The sequence below is a fragment of the Pseudomonas sp. EA_105y_Pfl2_R69 genome, assembly GCF_963970915.1.
Classification (GTDB): Bacteria; Pseudomonadota; Gammaproteobacteria; order Pseudomonadales; family Pseudomonadaceae; genus Aquipseudomonas.
In genome coordinates, this window is record NZ_CAXAOO010000005.1 from 368,671 (window position 1) to 383,327 (window position 14,657).

The 14,657-nt window shown below is 62.3% G+C and carries 16 protein-coding genes; 7 read left to right on the forward strand and 9 right to left on the reverse strand.

The features are described from left to right. Positions 1-16: 16 nt before the first annotated feature. Positions 17-661, reverse strand: coding sequence for a cAMP-activated global transcriptional regulator CRP (gene crp, locus AACY13_RS16530; protein ID WP_136664372.1), 645 nt, complete (start codon positions 659-661; stop codon positions 17-19). A 234-nt stretch (positions 662-895) separates the two neighbouring features. On the opposite strand from crp, the gene AACY13_RS16535 reads away from it, so the two are divergent. Continuing rightward, the gene (locus AACY13_RS16535) at positions 896-1,321 is read left to right on the forward strand and encodes an OsmC family protein (protein WP_339462669.1); all 426 of its coding nucleotides are present in this window, start codon (positions 896-898) and stop codon (positions 1,319-1,321) included. Positions 1,322-1,392: 71 nt separating this feature from the next. Here AACY13_RS16535 and coq7 read toward each other — a convergent pair whose 3' ends face one another. The 3 genes from coq7 to AACY13_RS16550 all read right to left on the reverse strand — a co-directional run bounded on the left by coq7 (position 1,393) and on the right by AACY13_RS16550 (position 3,256). Continuing rightward, complete coding sequence (gene coq7, locus AACY13_RS16540; RefSeq protein ID WP_339462670.1) at positions 1,393-2,040, reverse strand: 2-polyprenyl-3-methyl-6-methoxy-1,4-benzoquinone monooxygenase; 648 nt, start codon at positions 2,038-2,040, stop codon at positions 1,393-1,395. Between the two features lie 65 nt (positions 2,041-2,105). Then, positions 2,106-2,918: a formylglycine-generating enzyme family protein gene (locus tag AACY13_RS16545; RefSeq protein ID WP_339462671.1), complete on the reverse strand. Its 813-nt coding sequence runs from the start codon at positions 2,916-2,918 to the stop codon at positions 2,106-2,108. Continuing rightward, entirely contained in the window at positions 2,918-3,256 is a 339-nt protein-coding gene (locus AACY13_RS16550) for a histidine triad nucleotide-binding protein (RefSeq protein WP_339462672.1), read from the reverse strand. Before AACY13_RS16550 ends, AACY13_RS16545 begins: the two co-directional genes overlap by 1 nt. Before the next feature lie 79 nt (positions 3,257-3,335). On the opposite strand from AACY13_RS16550, the gene AACY13_RS16555 reads away from it, so the two are divergent. Further along, on the forward strand, positions 3,336-4,817 hold the full coding sequence (locus AACY13_RS16555) for an AAA family ATPase (protein ID WP_339462673.1): 1,482 nt from the start codon (positions 3,336-3,338) through the stop codon (positions 4,815-4,817). Positions 4,818-4,933: 116 nt separating this feature from the next. Here the strand turns inward: AACY13_RS16555 and AACY13_RS16560 are convergent, their stop codons facing one another. From AACY13_RS16560 to hemJ, 3 genes are all read right to left on the reverse strand, one after another. Continuing rightward, positions 4,934-5,884 (reverse strand): DUF805 domain-containing protein, encoded by a 951-nt coding sequence (locus tag AACY13_RS16560; protein WP_339462674.1) that lies wholly within the window; start codon positions 5,882-5,884, stop codon positions 4,934-4,936. A 180-nt stretch (positions 5,885-6,064) separates the two neighbouring features. Beyond that, the gene (locus AACY13_RS16565) at positions 6,065-7,027 is read right to left on the reverse strand and encodes an NAD(P)H-dependent flavin oxidoreductase (protein WP_339462675.1); all 963 of its coding nucleotides are present in this window, start codon (positions 7,025-7,027) and stop codon (positions 6,065-6,067) included. A 68-nt stretch (positions 7,028-7,095) separates the two neighbouring features. Further along, positions 7,096-7,524 (reverse strand): protoporphyrinogen oxidase HemJ, encoded by a 429-nt coding sequence (gene hemJ, locus AACY13_RS16570; protein WP_339462676.1) that lies wholly within the window; start codon positions 7,522-7,524, stop codon positions 7,096-7,098. A 296-nt stretch (positions 7,525-7,820) separates the two neighbouring features. Between hemJ and argC the strand changes: the two genes are divergently transcribed. From argC to erpA, 4 genes are all read left to right on the forward strand, one after another. Beyond that, entirely contained in the window at positions 7,821-8,855 is a 1,035-nt protein-coding gene (gene argC, locus AACY13_RS16575; protein WP_339462677.1) for an N-acetyl-gamma-glutamyl-phosphate reductase, read from the forward strand. Further along, positions 8,855-9,586 (forward strand): DUF6776 family protein, encoded by a 732-nt coding sequence (locus AACY13_RS16580; RefSeq protein ID WP_339462678.1) that lies wholly within the window; start codon positions 8,855-8,857, stop codon positions 9,584-9,586. The genes argC and AACY13_RS16580 overlap by 1 nt, the downstream gene beginning before the upstream one ends. A 9-nt stretch (positions 9,587-9,595) precedes the next feature. Next, entirely contained in the window at positions 9,596-10,006 is a 411-nt protein-coding gene (locus tag AACY13_RS16585; protein ID WP_339462679.1) for a bactofilin family protein, read from the forward strand. A gap of 76 nt (positions 10,007-10,082) precedes the next feature. Continuing rightward, on the forward strand, positions 10,083-10,433 hold the full coding sequence (gene erpA / locus AACY13_RS16590) for an iron-sulfur cluster insertion protein ErpA (RefSeq protein WP_325503296.1): 351 nt from the start codon (positions 10,083-10,085) through the stop codon (positions 10,431-10,433). Between the two features lie 58 nt (positions 10,434-10,491). On the opposite strand, the gene AACY13_RS16595 is transcribed toward erpA, so the two are convergent. Then, entirely contained in the window at positions 10,492-11,583 is a 1,092-nt protein-coding gene (locus AACY13_RS16595) for an anhydro-N-acetylmuramic acid kinase (protein ID WP_339462680.1), read from the reverse strand. A 5-nt stretch (positions 11,584-11,588) separates the two neighbouring features. Beyond that, positions 11,589-13,004 (reverse strand): peptidoglycan DD-metalloendopeptidase family protein, encoded by a 1,416-nt coding sequence (locus AACY13_RS16600; RefSeq protein WP_339462681.1) that lies wholly within the window; start codon positions 13,002-13,004, stop codon positions 11,589-11,591. 213 nt (positions 13,005-13,217) lie between these two features. Here AACY13_RS16600 and tyrS point away from each other — a divergent pair, with 213 nt between their 5' ends. Next, complete coding sequence (tyrS, locus tag AACY13_RS16605; protein ID WP_339462682.1) at positions 13,218-14,417, forward strand: tyrosine--tRNA ligase; 1,200 nt, start codon at positions 13,218-13,220, stop codon at positions 14,415-14,417. Positions 14,418-14,657: the final 240 nt, after the last annotated feature.

Sequence of the window (14,657 nt, forward strand, 5' to 3'; positions counted from 1 at the left end):
TTTATGTCTGGCGAATTCAGCGGGTGCCGAACACCACCATGGTCTTGCCCTTGACGTTGACCAGGCCCTGTTCTTCCAGGGCCTTGAGTACGCGGCCGACCATCTCGCGCGAGCAGCCGACGATGCGGCCGATTTCCTGGCGGGTGATCTTGATCTGCATGCCGTCGGGGTGGGTCATGGCATCCGGCTGCTTGCACAGGTCGAGCAGGGTACGGGCGACGCGGCCGGTGACATCGAGGAAGGCCAGATCGCCGACCTTGCGCGTGGTGTTGCGCAGGCGTTCGGCCATCTGGCTGCCGAGGGCGTAGAGGATGTCCGGGTCCTGCTGGGTCAGCTCGCGGAACTTGGCGTAGCTCAGCTCCGCCACTTCGCATTCGGTCTTGGCCCGTACCCAGGCGCTGCGTTCCTTCTCGGTGCCGTCCTTTTCGAACAGGCCCATCTCGCCGAAGAAATCCCCCGAATTGAGGTAGGCGATGATCATCTCACGGCCATCGTCGTCCTCGATCAGGATGGTGACCGAGCCCTTGACGATAAAGAACAGGGTTTCGCAACGATCGCCGGCATAGATGATGGTGCTTTTCGCCGTGTAGCGGCGGCGGTGGCAGTGTGCGAGGAGTTTGTCGAGGTTCTTTATTTTTGGTGTAAGGGTAATTGCAACCATGCCCGAGTCCCGAATTTTTATAAGGTAAGCCTTTGTCTTACAGGCAATTTTTTTTTTAGTTATCCATTCAAGTGTGCCAGTAAACCGGCGTCAGCTTAACAGAGCTTGTCCGCGTAGGGCTCGTTTTGCGACGTAGCTAACATCTGGCCGGGAACTCTACGGCCCCTTGCCGGTATCGGGTTGTTAAAAGTGCTGTGCTAAGCTGCCTCCCTTTTTAACAGCGGAGCCTGAGTAATGAAAGCGCGCATTCAGTGGGCCGGTGAAGCCCTGTTTATCGGCGAGTCGGGCAGTGGCCATGCGGTGGTGATGGATGGCCCGCCGGAGAGCGGCGGCCGCAATCTGGGTGTGCGCCCAATGGAGATGCTGCTGATCGGTCTGGGTGGCTGCAGCAACTTCGATGTGGTCAGTATCCTGAAGAAGTCCCGCCAGGCGGTGGAGAGCTGTGAGGCCTTTCTGGAGGCCGAACGTGCCACCGAGGAGCCCAAGGTGTTCACCAAGATCCACCTGCATTTCGTGGTCAAGGGGCGCGGTTTGAAAGACGCTCAGGTCAAGCGCGCGGTGGAGCTGTCGGCGGAGAAGTACTGTTCGGCCTCGATCATGCTTGGCCGTGCCGGCGTCGAGATCAGTCACGATTACGAGATAGTCGAACTGGGCGAGTAACCCGGCGCGATTCAGTCAAAAAGAAGGGCCCCCATGGGGGCCCTTCTTTTTGACCGCAGATCTTGGCTGGATCAGAGTCGATAGGTGCTTTTGGTCATCACCTTGGCCAGCAGGCTCATGCCGAACTTCACCGGTGCCGGGAAGCGCAGGCCGCCGGCTTCCAAGGCGCTGGTGGCGTGCTGCTGCTCGTCCGTGCGCATCTGTTCGAGGATGGCGCGCGATTTCAGGTCCTCCTCGGGGATCTGCAGCAGGTGTTCATCGAGGTGTTTGACCACCTGGTCTTCGGTGGCGGCGACAAACCCCAGGCTGACCTTGTCGCTGATCAGGCCGGCGGCCGCGCCCACGCCAAAAGACAAACCGTAGAACAGCGGGTTGAGAATGCTCGGCTGGCTGCCGAGCTGGCGGATGCGCTGCTCGCACCAGGCCAGGTGATCGACTTCCTCGTCGGCGGCATGCTCCATGGCCTTGCGCACCTGGGGCAACTTGGCAGTCAGGGCCTGGCCCTGGTACAGCGCCTGGGCGCAGACCTCGCCGGTGTGGTTGATGCGCATCAGGCCGGCGACATGCTGGGCCTGCGGTTCATCCAGTTCGGTTTCGGGCTGGACGATGGCCGGCGATGGTCGGCCGGGCTGGCCGCTGAACGGCAGCAGGGTGCGCAGGGCGGCATCGGCCTGCAGCAGCAGGCGATCGACGGGTGAGAAATGACGTTCGTTGGCCATGGGGACCTCCGGCGCTGAAAACCCGGGCAGTTTACTCCAATCATCCGCCTGGGGCTTGATCAAGATCAGGGCAGCTCGCGGAGGATGCGAAAACCCAGAGCGTAGTTCTTGTGCTGCGGCTGCTTCATATCCCGCTGGCTGCTGCGCAAGTAGCTGGGGCCGCTGTTCCAGGCACCGCCGCGAACCACCCGCGGGCTATTGTCGAGCAGGCCGGCGGTCTGCAGTTCGCTGCCGTCGAAAGGGCTGGCAAAGCGCGAGGCGGTCCATTCCCAGACATTGCCGGCGCTGTCATGCAGGCCGAAGGCATTGGCCGGGAACTGACCGATGCGTTCAGTCTTGTTGTGGATCAGGCGCGAGGTGGCGCAGCCGCGGCAATGCGCCCGTGGCCGGGTTTCCGGGCTATCGAGCTCTTCGCCCCACCAGTAGGAATTCTGGCTACCGGCGCGGGCGGCGTACTCCCATTCGGCCTCGTTGGGCAGGCGGTAACGCTGGCCGCTGGCTTTGGATAGCCACTGGCCGTAGGCCCGCGCCTGGTGCCAGGACACATTGATCACCGGCCGCTGCGCCGACAGGCCCCAGCCCTCATTGTCCGGCATGGGCGTGCCGCTGGCCTCGGCATACAACTGCCAATCGGCGAAGCTGATCTCATAACGACCGATGGCGAAGGGGCGTTTGATCTCGATCTGCTGCGGCGGATGCTCGTTATGGTTGCCGCGGCCGCTGCGGTCGCCCAGGAAAAAGCGTCCGGCCGGTACCACGACCAGCTCTGGGCCCTGTGCACCACCTGGCAGCGGATCGCTGAACGGGTTGTTGGCGGGCTGCGCCTGCGCCCCTGCGGTCAGGCCCGCGCAGAGCAGCAGGCTCAGGAGCAGACGCATCAGCCCGGCGGCCAGGTCATCTGGCGCTGGCCAAGCACGTGCATATGGATGTGGTGTACGGTCTGCCCGCCCAGATCATTGCAGTTCATCACCACGCGGAAGCCTTCCTCGCAGCCCTGCTCTTTGGCTAGGCGCTGGGCGGTAAAGAGGATATGCCCGGCCAGGGCCTTGTCGTCTTCGGTCAGGTGGTTGAGGGTGCTGATATGTTTTTTCGGGATGACCAGAAAATGCACCGGTGCCTGTGGGCCGATATCGTGGAAGGCAATCACCTGGTCATCTTCATAAAACTTGCGCGCGGGGATTTCCCCGGCGACGATTCTGCAGAACAGACAGTCCATGGACAGTCTCCTGGCCTGTTGAAAGAACTCTGAGTTTAGCGGGGCCCTGTGCCGCTCGACCAGTGAACAAGGAGTGTGTGTGAAGAACGATATCCATGATCTGGGCCTGGTGCTCGATTCCAAGGCCCGGCTGATCCTGATCGAGTCCTGGGACGAGCCGCGAGTACTGCAAACCCTCACCGGCCTGGCACTGCGCCGCGGCCTGGCGCTGCAGGTCTGGTCGGTGACCGAGGGCCTGCAGCGCCTCGGCCTTGTCGGCGACAGCCAGACCGACGCCGCGACCCTGGAGCCGGAGGCGGCGCTGCGCCTGATCAAGGCGGATTCGCAGCCGACCCTCTATGTGCTGTGCGACCTGCATCCCTTCCTGGAGGACAACCCCAGGCTGGTGCGCCTGCTCAAGGAGGTCGCCATGCGCGAGCCCCCCGGCGGTCCGACCCTGGTGCTGGTCTCCCATGCCTGCAAGCTGCCGCCCGAGGTGCAGCGCTATGCGGCGCGCTTCAGCCTGGCGCTGCCCAGCGAAGACGAGTTGCTGGCGATTGTCCGTGATGAGGCCAGCGCCTGGAGTGCGCGTAATCGCAATGCCCGGGTGCGTACCGATAACCGTACCCTGCAGCAGGTGGTGAAGAACCTGCGTGGCCTCAGTCATGCCGAGGCCCGCGCCCTGGCGCGCAATGTGATCTGCGACGACGGTGCGATCACCCAGGAAGATATTCCCGAACTGAACAAGACCAAGTTCCAGTTGCTCGACCTGGAGGGCGTGCTGAGCTTCGAGTACGACACCGCGCGCTTTGCCGAGGTGGGCGGGCTGGGCAATCTCAAGCGCTGGCTGGCCGAGCGGCAAGGCATCTTCCTCGAGGGCAAGGGCACCGATCTGCCCAAGGGGGTACTGCTGGTCGGCGTGCAGGGCGGCGGCAAGAGCCTGGCGGCCAAGGCCGTGGCCGGACTCTGGGGGCTGCCGTTGCTGCGCCTGGACTTCGCTTGCCTGTACAACAAGTTCTTCGGCGAGACCGAGCGCAACCTGCGGGACGCCCTCAAACTGGCCGAGCAGATGGCCCCCTGTGTGCTGTGGATCGACGAGATCGAGAAGGGCCTGGCCAGCGGCGATCACGACGGCGGCGTCAGCCAGCGGGTGCTTGGTACCCTGCTGACCTGGATGGCCGAGCGCAAGGCTCCGGTGTTTATGGTGGCCACGGCCAACGTGATCGCGCGGCTGCCGCCCGAGCTGGTGCGCAAGGGCCGTTTCGACGAGCTGTTCTTCGTCGACCTGCCCGATGCCGCGGTGCGTGCCGAGATCTTCCGCATTCACCTGGCGCGCCGGGAGCTGGAACCGAACGATTTCGACCTGGCGCTACTGGCGCAGGCCAGTGCCGGGTTTTCCGGGGCGGAGATCGAGCAGGTGGTGGTCAGTGCCCTGTATGCCGCGCAGGCGCAGCAGCAGGCGGTCGATCAGGCATCGCTGCTGCACGCTATCCAGGGTACCGCGCCCCTGTCGGTGATCATGGCCGAGGATCTCGCGGCCCTGCGCGCCTGGGCGGATGGCCGTACGGTGAGTGCCGGTTAACCGGCCGTGGCAGCCGTTGTGCTAGAGGGGGGGGCGCTGTCGTGGCGGATAGGCTGCCCGCTGCGTGGCGGGCTGGTTGTGCGATGGGGCCGTTACGGCCCCATCCTGCAGGCGATTTAAAGCTCTGCGCCGGCGAAGCCCATATAGGCCGGTACGGCGATGGCGGCAATGATGCTGAGCAGGATAACGCCCAGCCAGAGTGCTGCCAGAACCTTGACCGCGGTGCTGTTGGGCGGTGGCGGTGGGCCGAAGCGGTTGGCCTCGGTGCTGCCGGGGATGATAAACAGCAGCAGGGAGAACACCCCGCCCACCACTGGCACCAGGCTCAACAGCAGCAGCCAGCCGGACCAGCCGATATCGTGCAGACGCTGCACCCCAAACATGATGCCGGCCACCATCACGGCGATACCCGCCAGGGCGATCAGCAGGCCGCCAAGAATCTCCGACACGGCGAAGAAGCCTGCCGCCACGGCGAACACGGGCATGCAGGCGAGCAGTAGGCCCATCGACCAGGCCAGGTAGCGCAGGCGACCGATTCGCCCGTCGGTGGTAAACACCTTCAGCTCGCCGAACTCCGGCAGGCTTTCGGCAACTGTGGCCTTGGGTGTGGCATAGGGCGTCGTGGCGGGGCCGGTATCGGCCGCTGCGCTGTCGCCGAACATGGCCTGGCGGGCGATAAATTTCTCGATGATGATGCCGCAGGCACTGCATTCGGCCGACTTGGCCTGCTGGTGGCCGCATTTGGGGCAGGTCATCTCGGTCGTGGGTATGGCCGCTGGCGTGCTGCTGGCGTGCGGGTGGTCATCGCTGTCCACCAGGCTCAGGCCGGCCGCCAGGTCCTGTTCCTTGCGCACCTTGGCACCGGCGCGCTGCAAGGCGCTGAGATACTGATCGGCCTCGCTTTCGCTCAGGTTGCGTTTGATCTCGATGGCGCTGCCGCTAAAGAGCGCATTGATGCGTGCGCCGTCGCTTTTGAACAGACGCGTCAGGTTGTCCTTGGCGGTTTCCAGGGCCACGTCAGGCATCAGCTCGCCGCTGAAGACAATCTTGAAACGGGCTTGATTCATATCGGCTTCCTTGTCGGTGCCTGGGAGGGGTCGCTACAGACTAGCTGGCCTGCAGGCCAGTGAACAAGCTGCCTGAGCTGCAAATGTGGGCATCCATCACACTCTGTCCGCGCCGCCAAACCGGCCATTGGCCGGCAGGGGCGGCGAGTCTCTGCCATGGGCACCGTTGGCGCAGCGGCCTTATCGCGGCCAGCGCCGCTGCAGTTGCTGAGCCTGCTCGCAGGCCGCGCGGTATTCGCTGTCCAGGCGCGCGATCAGGGTTTCGACGCTCGGCAGATCGCCGATCGCGCCAACGCCCTGGCCGGCGGACCACACGGTTTTCCAGGCCTTGGCTTCCTCGTCTACCGGTTTCAGCTTCTCGCCGTAGTTGAGTTCGCCCTTGTTCTGCAGCTGCTTGAGATCGTAGCCGGCCAGTTCCAGGCTTTGGCGCATAAAGCTTGCCGGCACCCCGGAGACGGCCGGGGTATGGATGATGTCAGCGGCCTGGGCGTCGAGAACCATCTGCTTGTAGGCCGGCGAGGCGGCATTTTCCTGGGTGGCGATCAACCGGGTACCAAGGTAGGCCAGATCCACCCCCAGCAGTTGCGCGGCGAGTACCTCGTGGCCCCGGTTGAGGCAGCCGGCCAGCAGCAGGGTCTTGTCGAAGAACTGGCGGATTTCGGCGATCAGAGCGAAGGGGCTCCAGGTGCCGGCATGTCCGCCTGCGCCGGCGGCCACGGCGATCAGGCCGTCGACCCCGGCGGCTGCGGCTTTTTCGGCATGGCGGCGGGTGGTGACATCGTGAAACACCAGGCCGCCATAGCTGTGCACCGCATCCACCACCTCTTTCGCCGCACCCAGACTGGTGATGACGATAGGCACGCGGTGTTCGACGCAGATGGCCAGGTCCGCTTGCAGCCGAGGATTGCTGCCATGCACGATCAGGTTGACCGCATAGGGCGCGCACTGCGCATCCAGGCCAACCTCGATCTCTTCCAGCCAGGCCTTGAAGCCGCTGCTTTCATGCTGGTTGAGGGCTGGGAAGCTGCCGACTATGCCGCCGCGGCAACAGGCGAGCACCAGTTGCGGGTTGGATACCAGAAACATCGGCGCGGCGACCACTGGCAGGCGCAGACGTTGTTCGAGCAGGGCAGGTAGGGACATGGGCGTTTCCTCTGGGCAGGGTAGTGGTTGGGGCGAAAGTCGCGCTGCGTGCAGAGCGCGACAGGCCGTCAGAAGGGCTTGACCACCACCAGGATAACGATGGCCAGCAGTGCCAGGACCGGGGCTTCGTTGAACCAGCGGTAGAACACATGGCTGCGGCGGTTCTCGCCGCGGGCGAAGGCCTTGAGCTGGGCACCGCACATCAGTTGATAAGCCACTAGCACGAGCACCAGGCTGAGCTTGGCGTGCATCCAGCTCTGGCTGAAGTAGTACGCGGAATTGAGACTGAGCAGCCACAGGCCCAGGCCGATGGTGGCGATCATCGAGGGCCACATGATGCCGCGGTACAGCTTGCGCTCCATGATGCAGAAGCGTTCGCGGCTGGCAGGGTCTTCGCTCATGGCGTGGTAGACGAACAGCCGTGGCAGGTAGAACAGCCCGGCGAACCAGCAGACCATGGCGATAATGTGCAGGGCTTTGAGCCACAGATAGAGCATTGTCCGATCCTGGGGAAATAAAGTGCCCCGATAGTAGTGCTCACTGCACTATCCGTCATCCTGGCAGCCTGTTGGGCTTTACCGTTCGTAGCGAGGGGAAGTCGGATTGAGTCGGTTTTGTCGAGCGCGCGAGGCGAATAACGCGCTATTTAACGAGGGTGATCGACAAAAATGGCCAAGTCCGCCTTCTCCGCAGTAGAACAGCGTTAAGCTCGACAGGCTGCCAAGTGTTGGCCCCTGGCCGAAGCGGCCTTATCATCGGCAGCTTTCCAATGACGTTTTGCGAGGGGCAAGTGATGATCAAGGTCGGAATCGTCGGCGGCACGGGTTATACCGGGGTCGAGCTGTTGCGTCTGCTGGCGCAACATCCGCAGGCACAGGTGCAGGTGATTACCTCGCGCTCCGAGGCAGGCATGCGCGTCGATGAGATGTACCCGAACCTGCGCGGTCATTACGACGGCCTGGCCTTCAGCGTGCCGGACGTGGCGACCCTGGGGGCGTGTGATGTGGTGTTCTTCGCCACCCCCCATGGCGTTGCCCATGCTCTGGCGGGTGAGCTGCTGGCGGCGGGCACCAAGGTGATCGACCTGTCCGCCGACTTCCGCCTGCAGGATGCCGAGGAGTGGGCCCGCTGGTATGGCCAGCCCCATGGCGCGCCGGACCTGCTGCCGGAAGCGGTATACGGCCTGCCGGAAGTCAACCGCGAAGCGATCAAGCAGGCGCGCCTGATCGCCGTGCCCGGTTGCTACCCGACCGCTGCGCAGCTGGGCTTGATCCCGCTGCTGGAAGCCGGTCTGGCCGATGCATCGAGCCTGATTGCCGACTGCAAATCCGGGGTCAGTGGTGCCGGACGTGGTGCCAGCGTGGCTTCGCTGTTCAGCGAGGCGGGGGAAAGCATGAAGGCCTACGGCGTCAAGGGCCATCGCCATCTGCCGGAGATTCGCCAGGGCCTGCGCCGCGCCGCCGGCGGCGACGTGGGCTTGACCTTTGTGCCGCACCTGACGCCGATGATCCGCGGTATCCATGCCACCCTCTATGCCGCTGTGGTGGATCGCTCGGTGGATCTGCAGGCCCTGTATGAGCAGCGTTATGCCGACGAGCCCTTCGTCGATGTGATGCCGGCCGGCAGCCATCCGGAAACCCGCAGTGTGCGCGGTGCCAACGTCTGCCGGATTGCCGTGCACCGTCCCCAGGACGGCGATCTGGTGGTGGTGCTGTCGGTGATCGATAACCTGGTCAAGGGGGCTTCGGGACAGGCAGTACAGAATATGAACATTCTCTTCGGCGTGGATGAGCGCCTCGGTCTGTCCCATGCGGCCATGTTGCCCTGATGGCGGGGTGGGAGGTCCGCCCCAGCAATCCGGCGCGGGCCAGGCGTGCGCGTCTGGCCTGGTGGCTGTTGCTGCTGGCCGTGCCGCTGGCGTTCTATGGCGGTAGCTGGTGGCAGGCGCGGACGACCCAGGGGCTGGTCGACGGCCAGCAGCCCTTGCAGGCGCAGGTGCTCGAGCAGGAGCAGGAGCTGGAGGCGCTGCGTCAGCGCCTGACTGTCATCAGCAGCGGGGAAAAGGTTGCCCAGCAGGCCAACGAGCAGAGCCGCCTGACCATCAAACTGCTGGAAGAGCAGATCTACAAGCAGCAGCAGGACCTGGCCTTCTATAAAGGCGTCCTCGCCCCTGCCACTCGTCGCGAAGGGCTGCGCATCAGGACCTTTGAGGTGCAGGCCACGGACAGCCCCGGGCTTTTCCGCTACAAGATACTGCTGAGTCGGGTAGGCAAAAGCGACAAGCCTCTAGAGGGGAAGCTGCGGGTCACCGTGGCAGGGCAGCGTGCAGGTAAAGAGGTTGCTCTCGAGCTGGCCACCTTGACCGAGGGCCTGGTCGATGCTTTACCCGGCCAGGCGATCCCTTTCGCGTTCAAGCACTTTCAGGCGATTCCCGAGGCGGGCCGTTTTGCCGAGCTGAGACTGCCCGATGGTTTTGTTCCGCGTGAGGTCAAGGTGGCGGCCGAGGTGCAGGGTGAGAAGCCGCTGCTGCGTACATTCAAATGGGGCGAAGAGGAGTGATTCTTCCTGATGTGGAATAAAGACAAGAGCAAGACCGATCTGCAGCGCTTTAACGGCAAGACCAGCCTGATTGCCGTGGGGGCCGAGCTGCAGGGTAACCTGCGGTTTCAGGGCGCGGTGCAGGTCGATGGCAAGGTCAGTGGCAACCTGCTGGCCAGCGAAGGCATGGTGCGGGTCAGTGTGCAGGGGCAGGTTGAAGGCGAGGTCCGCGCCCCCCATGTACTGATCGACGGCGAGGTGATCGGCGATGTCCATGCCAGCACCCATCTGGAGCTGGGCGCTCGAGCTCGAGTGCGCGGTAATCTGTATTACGGACTGATGGAAATGGCCATGGGCGCGCAGATCGAAGGGCGGCTCTGTCACTTGCGCGACGAGGTGCGACCGCTGGAGTTACCGGAAAACCTCGATTTGGTAGAATAGTTGACCGCTTTTCTCAGGTAAGCGGATAATGCCAGCCACAACGCAGTATGGCGCTTAGCGCCGGGAGTTATTCAGCATGAGCGTCGAAACCTTCACCCCTACGGCCTTGGTATTCACTCAGGGCGCGGCGAACAAGGTGAAGAACCTGGTCGATGAAGAAGGCAATCCGCGCCTGAAATTGCGCGTATTCGTCACGGGGGGCGGCTGTTCTGGGTTCCAGTACGGTTTTACCTTCGATGAGGAAGTGGCCGAGGACGACACCATAGTCGAGCGCGAAGGCGTGAGCCTGGTGGTTGATCCGATGAGCTTCCAGTACCTGGCCGGTGCCGAAGTCGATTATCAGGAAGGTCTGGAAGGCTCGCGTTTCGTGATCAAGAACCCGAATGCCGCCACCACCTGCGGTTGTGGGTCCTCGTTTTCGATCTGATCGGGATTGGGTTTTATTACAACGCCGTGCCCTGTGCACGGCGTTGTTGTTTCTGCGTTCAGGCGGGGTAGATGGCACCGAGAATGCGCAGGCCTTGCGCGCCCGTGACGCTGGGGCGGTTGGCCGGGATGCCTTCCAGGCAGCAATGCGCCAGCCAGGCAAAGGCCATGGCTTCCACCCAGTCTGCGGGTACGCCGTGGGCGTCGGTGCTGCTGACGCGACTCTCCGGTAGCAGGGCGGACAAGCGCTGCATCAGGGTCAGGTTGCGTGCACCGCCACCGCATACCAGTAGCTCGTCGGTGTGCTCCTGGGCGGCTTGTAGCGCCGCGACAATGCTTTTGGCGGTCAGTTCGAGCAGGGTCGCCTGGACATCTTCGGGGGCGTAGCGGGGAAGGGGGGCCAGGTGCAGGTCCAGCCAGGCCAGATTGAATAGCTCGCGGCCGGTGCTTTTGGGGCCCCGGGTCTGGAAAAAATCATCGCCGAGCAGGGCTTGCAATAACGCCGCCTGTACCTGGCCGGTTGCCGCCCACTGGCCGTCCTGGTCGTAGTCTGCGCCCTTGTGGCGTTGAATCCAGGCATCCAGCAGCGCATTGCCTGGGCCACAATCGAAACCGTGGAGCGGCTTATCGGTCTCGAGCAGGCTCAGGTTGCTGAAGCCGCCGATATTGAGAATTGCCCGACGGCTCTGCGCGCGAGTGAACAGAGCCTCATGGAAAGCCGGTACCAGCGGTGCGCCTTGACCGCCGGCAGCCAGATCGCGGCGGCGGAAGTCGCTGACCACACAGATACCCGTCAGCTCGGCCAGCAGGGCCGCATTGCTTATCTGAATGGTGAAGCCCCGGGTAGGTTCGTGGCGAACGGTCTGGCCGTGGCTGCCGATCGCCCGTATGGCTTGCGGTGCGAGCTCATGCTGTTGCAGCAGGTCGGCGATGCCTTGTGCGGCGAGTCGCGCCCACTGCTGCTCGGCGAGGGCAGCTCGTGCCAGCTCGTCGGGCCCAGGGCTGCACAGGGCCAGCAGTTCGTTGCGCAGCGCTGTCGGCATCGGCAGATAGCGGGTGCCGAGCAGCGTGGTGCTGCGGTCTTGTCGGATCAGGGCTATGTCCAGGCCGTCCAGGCTGGTTCCGGACATCACACCAAGGTAGAGGGGCATTGTGTTCAGCGTTGGTTGAGGGCGAGCACTGTGGATTTTTCCTTGTCCATCTGGGCCATCAAGGGTTTGCTCTGCTGCATAAAGCGAGCCTTCTCGCTGCTGGCAATGGGGTCGGCCATCGGCAGTTTCTGGCTCAGCGGGTCGACATGAACGCCATTGATCTGGAACTCATAGTGCAGGTGCGGCCCGGTAGACAGTCCGGTCGTGCCGATATAGCCAATGATCTGCCCCTGCTTGACGTTCGAACCGTTGCGAATGCCTTTGGCGAAGCCTTGCATGTGCGCATAGAGGGTGCGGTAGCGTTGGCCGTGCTGAATGATCACGGCATTGCCATAGCCGCCATGACGGCCTGCCAGGGTGATCCGGCCATCGCCTGCGGCCTTGATCGGCGTGCCGCGTGGCGCTGCGTAGTCGACCCCCTTGTGTGCGCGGATCTTGTTCAGCACGGGGTGGCGACGGCCAGTGGAGAAGCGCGAGCTGATGCGGGCGAAGTCCACCGGTGTGCGGATAAAGGCCTTGCGCATGCTCTCGCCATTGGCGCTGTAGTAGCTGGTAGTGCCCTGCTTGCTGGTATAGCGCACGGCGGTATAGGTCTTGCCGCGATTGGTAAAACGGGCGGACAGGATATCGCCGGTGCCGACCCGCTTGTCGTTGACCACTTTTTCTTCGTAGATCAGCTCGAATTCGTCGCCTTCGCGAATATCCATCGCAAAGTCGATGTCATAGCCGAAGACGTTGGCCAGTTCCATGGTCAGGGCGTGGGACAGGCCCGCGCGCTTGGCCGAGAGGAATAGGGAGCTGCGGATGACACCGTGTGCGTAGGTGCTCTGAACCTCGGGTTTGACCAGTTCGCGCTCGAAGCTGTAACCCTTCTCGGTTTTCGCTAGGGCGATGCTTTCCAGGTCGCTGAGCTTGCTGTTAAGGCGCTCAAGCTGCCCTTCGGCATCCAGCTGAAAGTCCAGTTGCTGGCCTACTTTCAGGCGGGTGAACTGCTTGGCCTCTTTGCTGCTGCTCAGTACCTGGTGCACGGCGGTTGCAGGCAGGCCTACCTTGGCAAAAATGGTGGACAGAGTATCGCCCTGGCTGACCTGGATGCTGCGCTGCAGTGGATCTGTCTCGGCAACAGGCTCGATCTGCTGTGGCTGTTCCTGTGCCGTTTCGGTCTGTTGGGGGGCTGTGTCTGCTGTGTTGAAGGGGGATTCGTTCTGCTTGGAAGACAAACTGTCGCTGGATTGGGCGTCGTCCGACTGTTCGCTGAACTCGGAGCCGGTCTCCAGCTCCAGATTGATAAAGGTTTTTTGGGCTTCTACTTCGCGGGAGGGGAACACCAGCAGGGCCAGACTGAGCAGTGCGGCGACACCGCTGGCGGCCAGGATATGGCTCTTGGGGTAAAGCGGAGGGGCTTTGGTCGTATGGGTCATAGGTGGCTTTTGACTTTAAAAAATGAGAAGAAATAGATAAAGAAAATGATGAATATGCAGTAACTGTATAAAATATAACCAAATCGTGTGCTAGGCAACCCCGGTTGTCGCTGAGTGCGCTTAAGCTGTGTGCTCGGCGGGCAGAACTTGTGATTTGTCTGCGATCTTGTATGGTTGGTTCCCTTTTGTTTTTGAGTGGTCGTGAGTCCTGTCATGAAGTCGGTTGAAGAGCAGTTGGCGCTGATCAAGCGCGGTGCGGAAGAGGTTCTGGTTGAGGCCGAACTGGTTGAGAAGCTCAAGCGTGGTCAGCCGCTGCGTATCAAGGCAGGCTTTGATCCGACGGCTCCTGATTTGCACCTGGGGCATACCGTCCTTATTAATAAGCTGCGGCAGTTCCAGGAGCTGGGGCATCAGGTGATCTTCCTGATCGGCGATTTTACCGGGATGATCGGTGACCCCAGTGGCAAGAGCGCGACTCGTCCGCCCCTGACTCGCGAGCAGGTGCTGGAGAATGCCGAGACCTACAAGGCGCAGGTGTTCAAGATCCTCGATCCGGCGAAAACCGAGGTGGCCTTTAACTCCACCTGGATGGACAAGATGGGGCCTGCTGATTTCATTCGCTTGACTTCGCAGTACACGGTTGCGCGCATGCTCGAGCGCGATGACTTCAGCAAACGCTATTCGACCAATCAGCCAATTGCTATCCATGAATTCCTCTATCCGCTGATTCAGGGCTATGACTCCGTGGCGCTGTGGGCCGACGTCGAGCTCGGCGGAACCGATCAGAAATTCAACCTGTTGATGGGGCGCGAGCTGCAGCGTTCCTACGGTCAGCCGTCTCAGTGCATTGTCACCATGCCGTTGCTCGAAGGGCTGGATGGCGTGAAGAAGATGTCCAAGTCGCTGGGCAACTACGTCGGTATCCAGGAGGCACCTGGCGTGATGTACGGCAAGCTGGTGTCTATTCCCGATGTGTTGATGTGGCGCTATTTCGAACTGCTCAGCTTCCGCAGCATGGATGAGATCGAGCAGTTCAAGCGCGATGTCGAGCAGGGGGCCAATCCGCGAGATATCAAGATCAAGTTGGCGGAGGAGATAGTGGCGCGTTTCCATGGCGGTGAGGCCGCGGCCAATGCTCATCGCTTGGCAGGTAACCGTATGAAGGAAGGTGAGCTGCCGGAGGATCTGCCGGAGATTGAAGTGGTTGCGGCTGAGGATATGCCCATAGCCGCGCTGCTCAATAAGGCCGGGCTGGTGAAGAATGCCGCTATGGCGCGCGATCTGCTGGGGTCGGGTGGTGTGCGTGTCGATGGTGGGGTGGTGGATCGTTCCTTTATATGTCGGCTGGGTGCAACCCATGTCTGTCAGGCCGGGAAGAAGGCTTTTGCGCGTATTACGTTGAAATCGGAGTAATGCATCTGATAAGCCTTGACCTGGCTCCGAATGCCCCTATAATGCGCACCTCTTCCGGCGTAGATCTCTCGGAAAACTTATTCTAAAACAATAAGTTAGCTTTAAAAGAGAGATTGCAAAGCAGCGAAAGCTGTGTAGAATGCGCCGGGCTGGCAGGGTGGTGGTTTGATCCTGTTGGTGGCTTCGATCAGGTCGATCGGCGGCGGTTGAAGAGGTGGTTGACAGCGGTTTGAAACGCTG

What these genes read in the sequence shown, in the direction of transcription:
- AACY13_RS16600 (WP_339462681.1), bottom strand. Translation starts at nt 13,004, where the DNA reads ATGACCCATACGACCAAAGCCCCTCCGCTTTACCCCAAGAGCCATATC.
- AACY13_RS16550 (WP_339462672.1), bottom strand. Translation starts at nt 3,256, where the DNA reads ATGGACTGTCTGTTCTGCAGAATCGTCGCCGGGGAAATCCCCGCGCGC.
- AACY13_RS16535 (WP_339462669.1), top strand. Translation starts at nt 896, where the DNA reads ATGAAAGCGCGCATTCAGTGGGCCGGTGAAGCCCTGTTTATCGGCGAG.
- crp (WP_136664372.1), bottom strand. Translation starts at nt 661, where the DNA reads ATGGTTGCAATTACCCTTACACCAAAAATAAAGAACCTCGACAAACTC.
- argC (WP_339462677.1), top strand. Translation starts at nt 7,821, where the DNA reads ATGATCAAGGTCGGAATCGTCGGCGGCACGGGTTATACCGGGGTCGAG.
- AACY13_RS16580 (WP_339462678.1), top strand. Translation starts at nt 8,855, where the DNA reads ATGGCGGGGTGGGAGGTCCGCCCCAGCAATCCGGCGCGGGCCAGGCGT.
- AACY13_RS16565 (WP_339462675.1), bottom strand. Translation starts at nt 7,027, where the DNA reads ATGTCCCTACCTGCCCTGCTCGAACAACGTCTGCGCCTGCCAGTGGTC.
- AACY13_RS16545 (WP_339462671.1), bottom strand. Translation starts at nt 2,918, where the DNA reads ATGCGTCTGCTCCTGAGCCTGCTGCTCTGCGCGGGCCTGACCGCAGGG.
- tyrS (WP_339462682.1), top strand. Translation starts at nt 13,218, where the DNA reads ATGAAGTCGGTTGAAGAGCAGTTGGCGCTGATCAAGCGCGGTGCGGAA.
- AACY13_RS16595 (WP_339462680.1), bottom strand. Translation starts at nt 11,583, where the DNA reads ATGCCCCTCTACCTTGGTGTGATGTCCGGAACCAGCCTGGACGGCCTG.
- AACY13_RS16560 (WP_339462674.1), bottom strand. Translation starts at nt 5,884, where the DNA reads ATGAATCAAGCCCGTTTCAAGATTGTCTTCAGCGGCGAGCTGATGCCT.
- AACY13_RS16585 (WP_339462679.1), top strand. Translation starts at nt 9,596, where the DNA reads ATGTGGAATAAAGACAAGAGCAAGACCGATCTGCAGCGCTTTAACGGC.
- hemJ (WP_339462676.1), bottom strand. Translation starts at nt 7,524, where the DNA reads ATGCTCTATCTGTGGCTCAAAGCCCTGCACATTATCGCCATGGTCTGC.
- coq7 (WP_339462670.1), bottom strand. Translation starts at nt 2,040, where the DNA reads ATGGCCAACGAACGTCATTTCTCACCCGTCGATCGCCTGCTGCTGCAG.
- erpA (WP_325503296.1), top strand. Translation starts at nt 10,083, where the DNA reads ATGAGCGTCGAAACCTTCACCCCTACGGCCTTGGTATTCACTCAGGGC.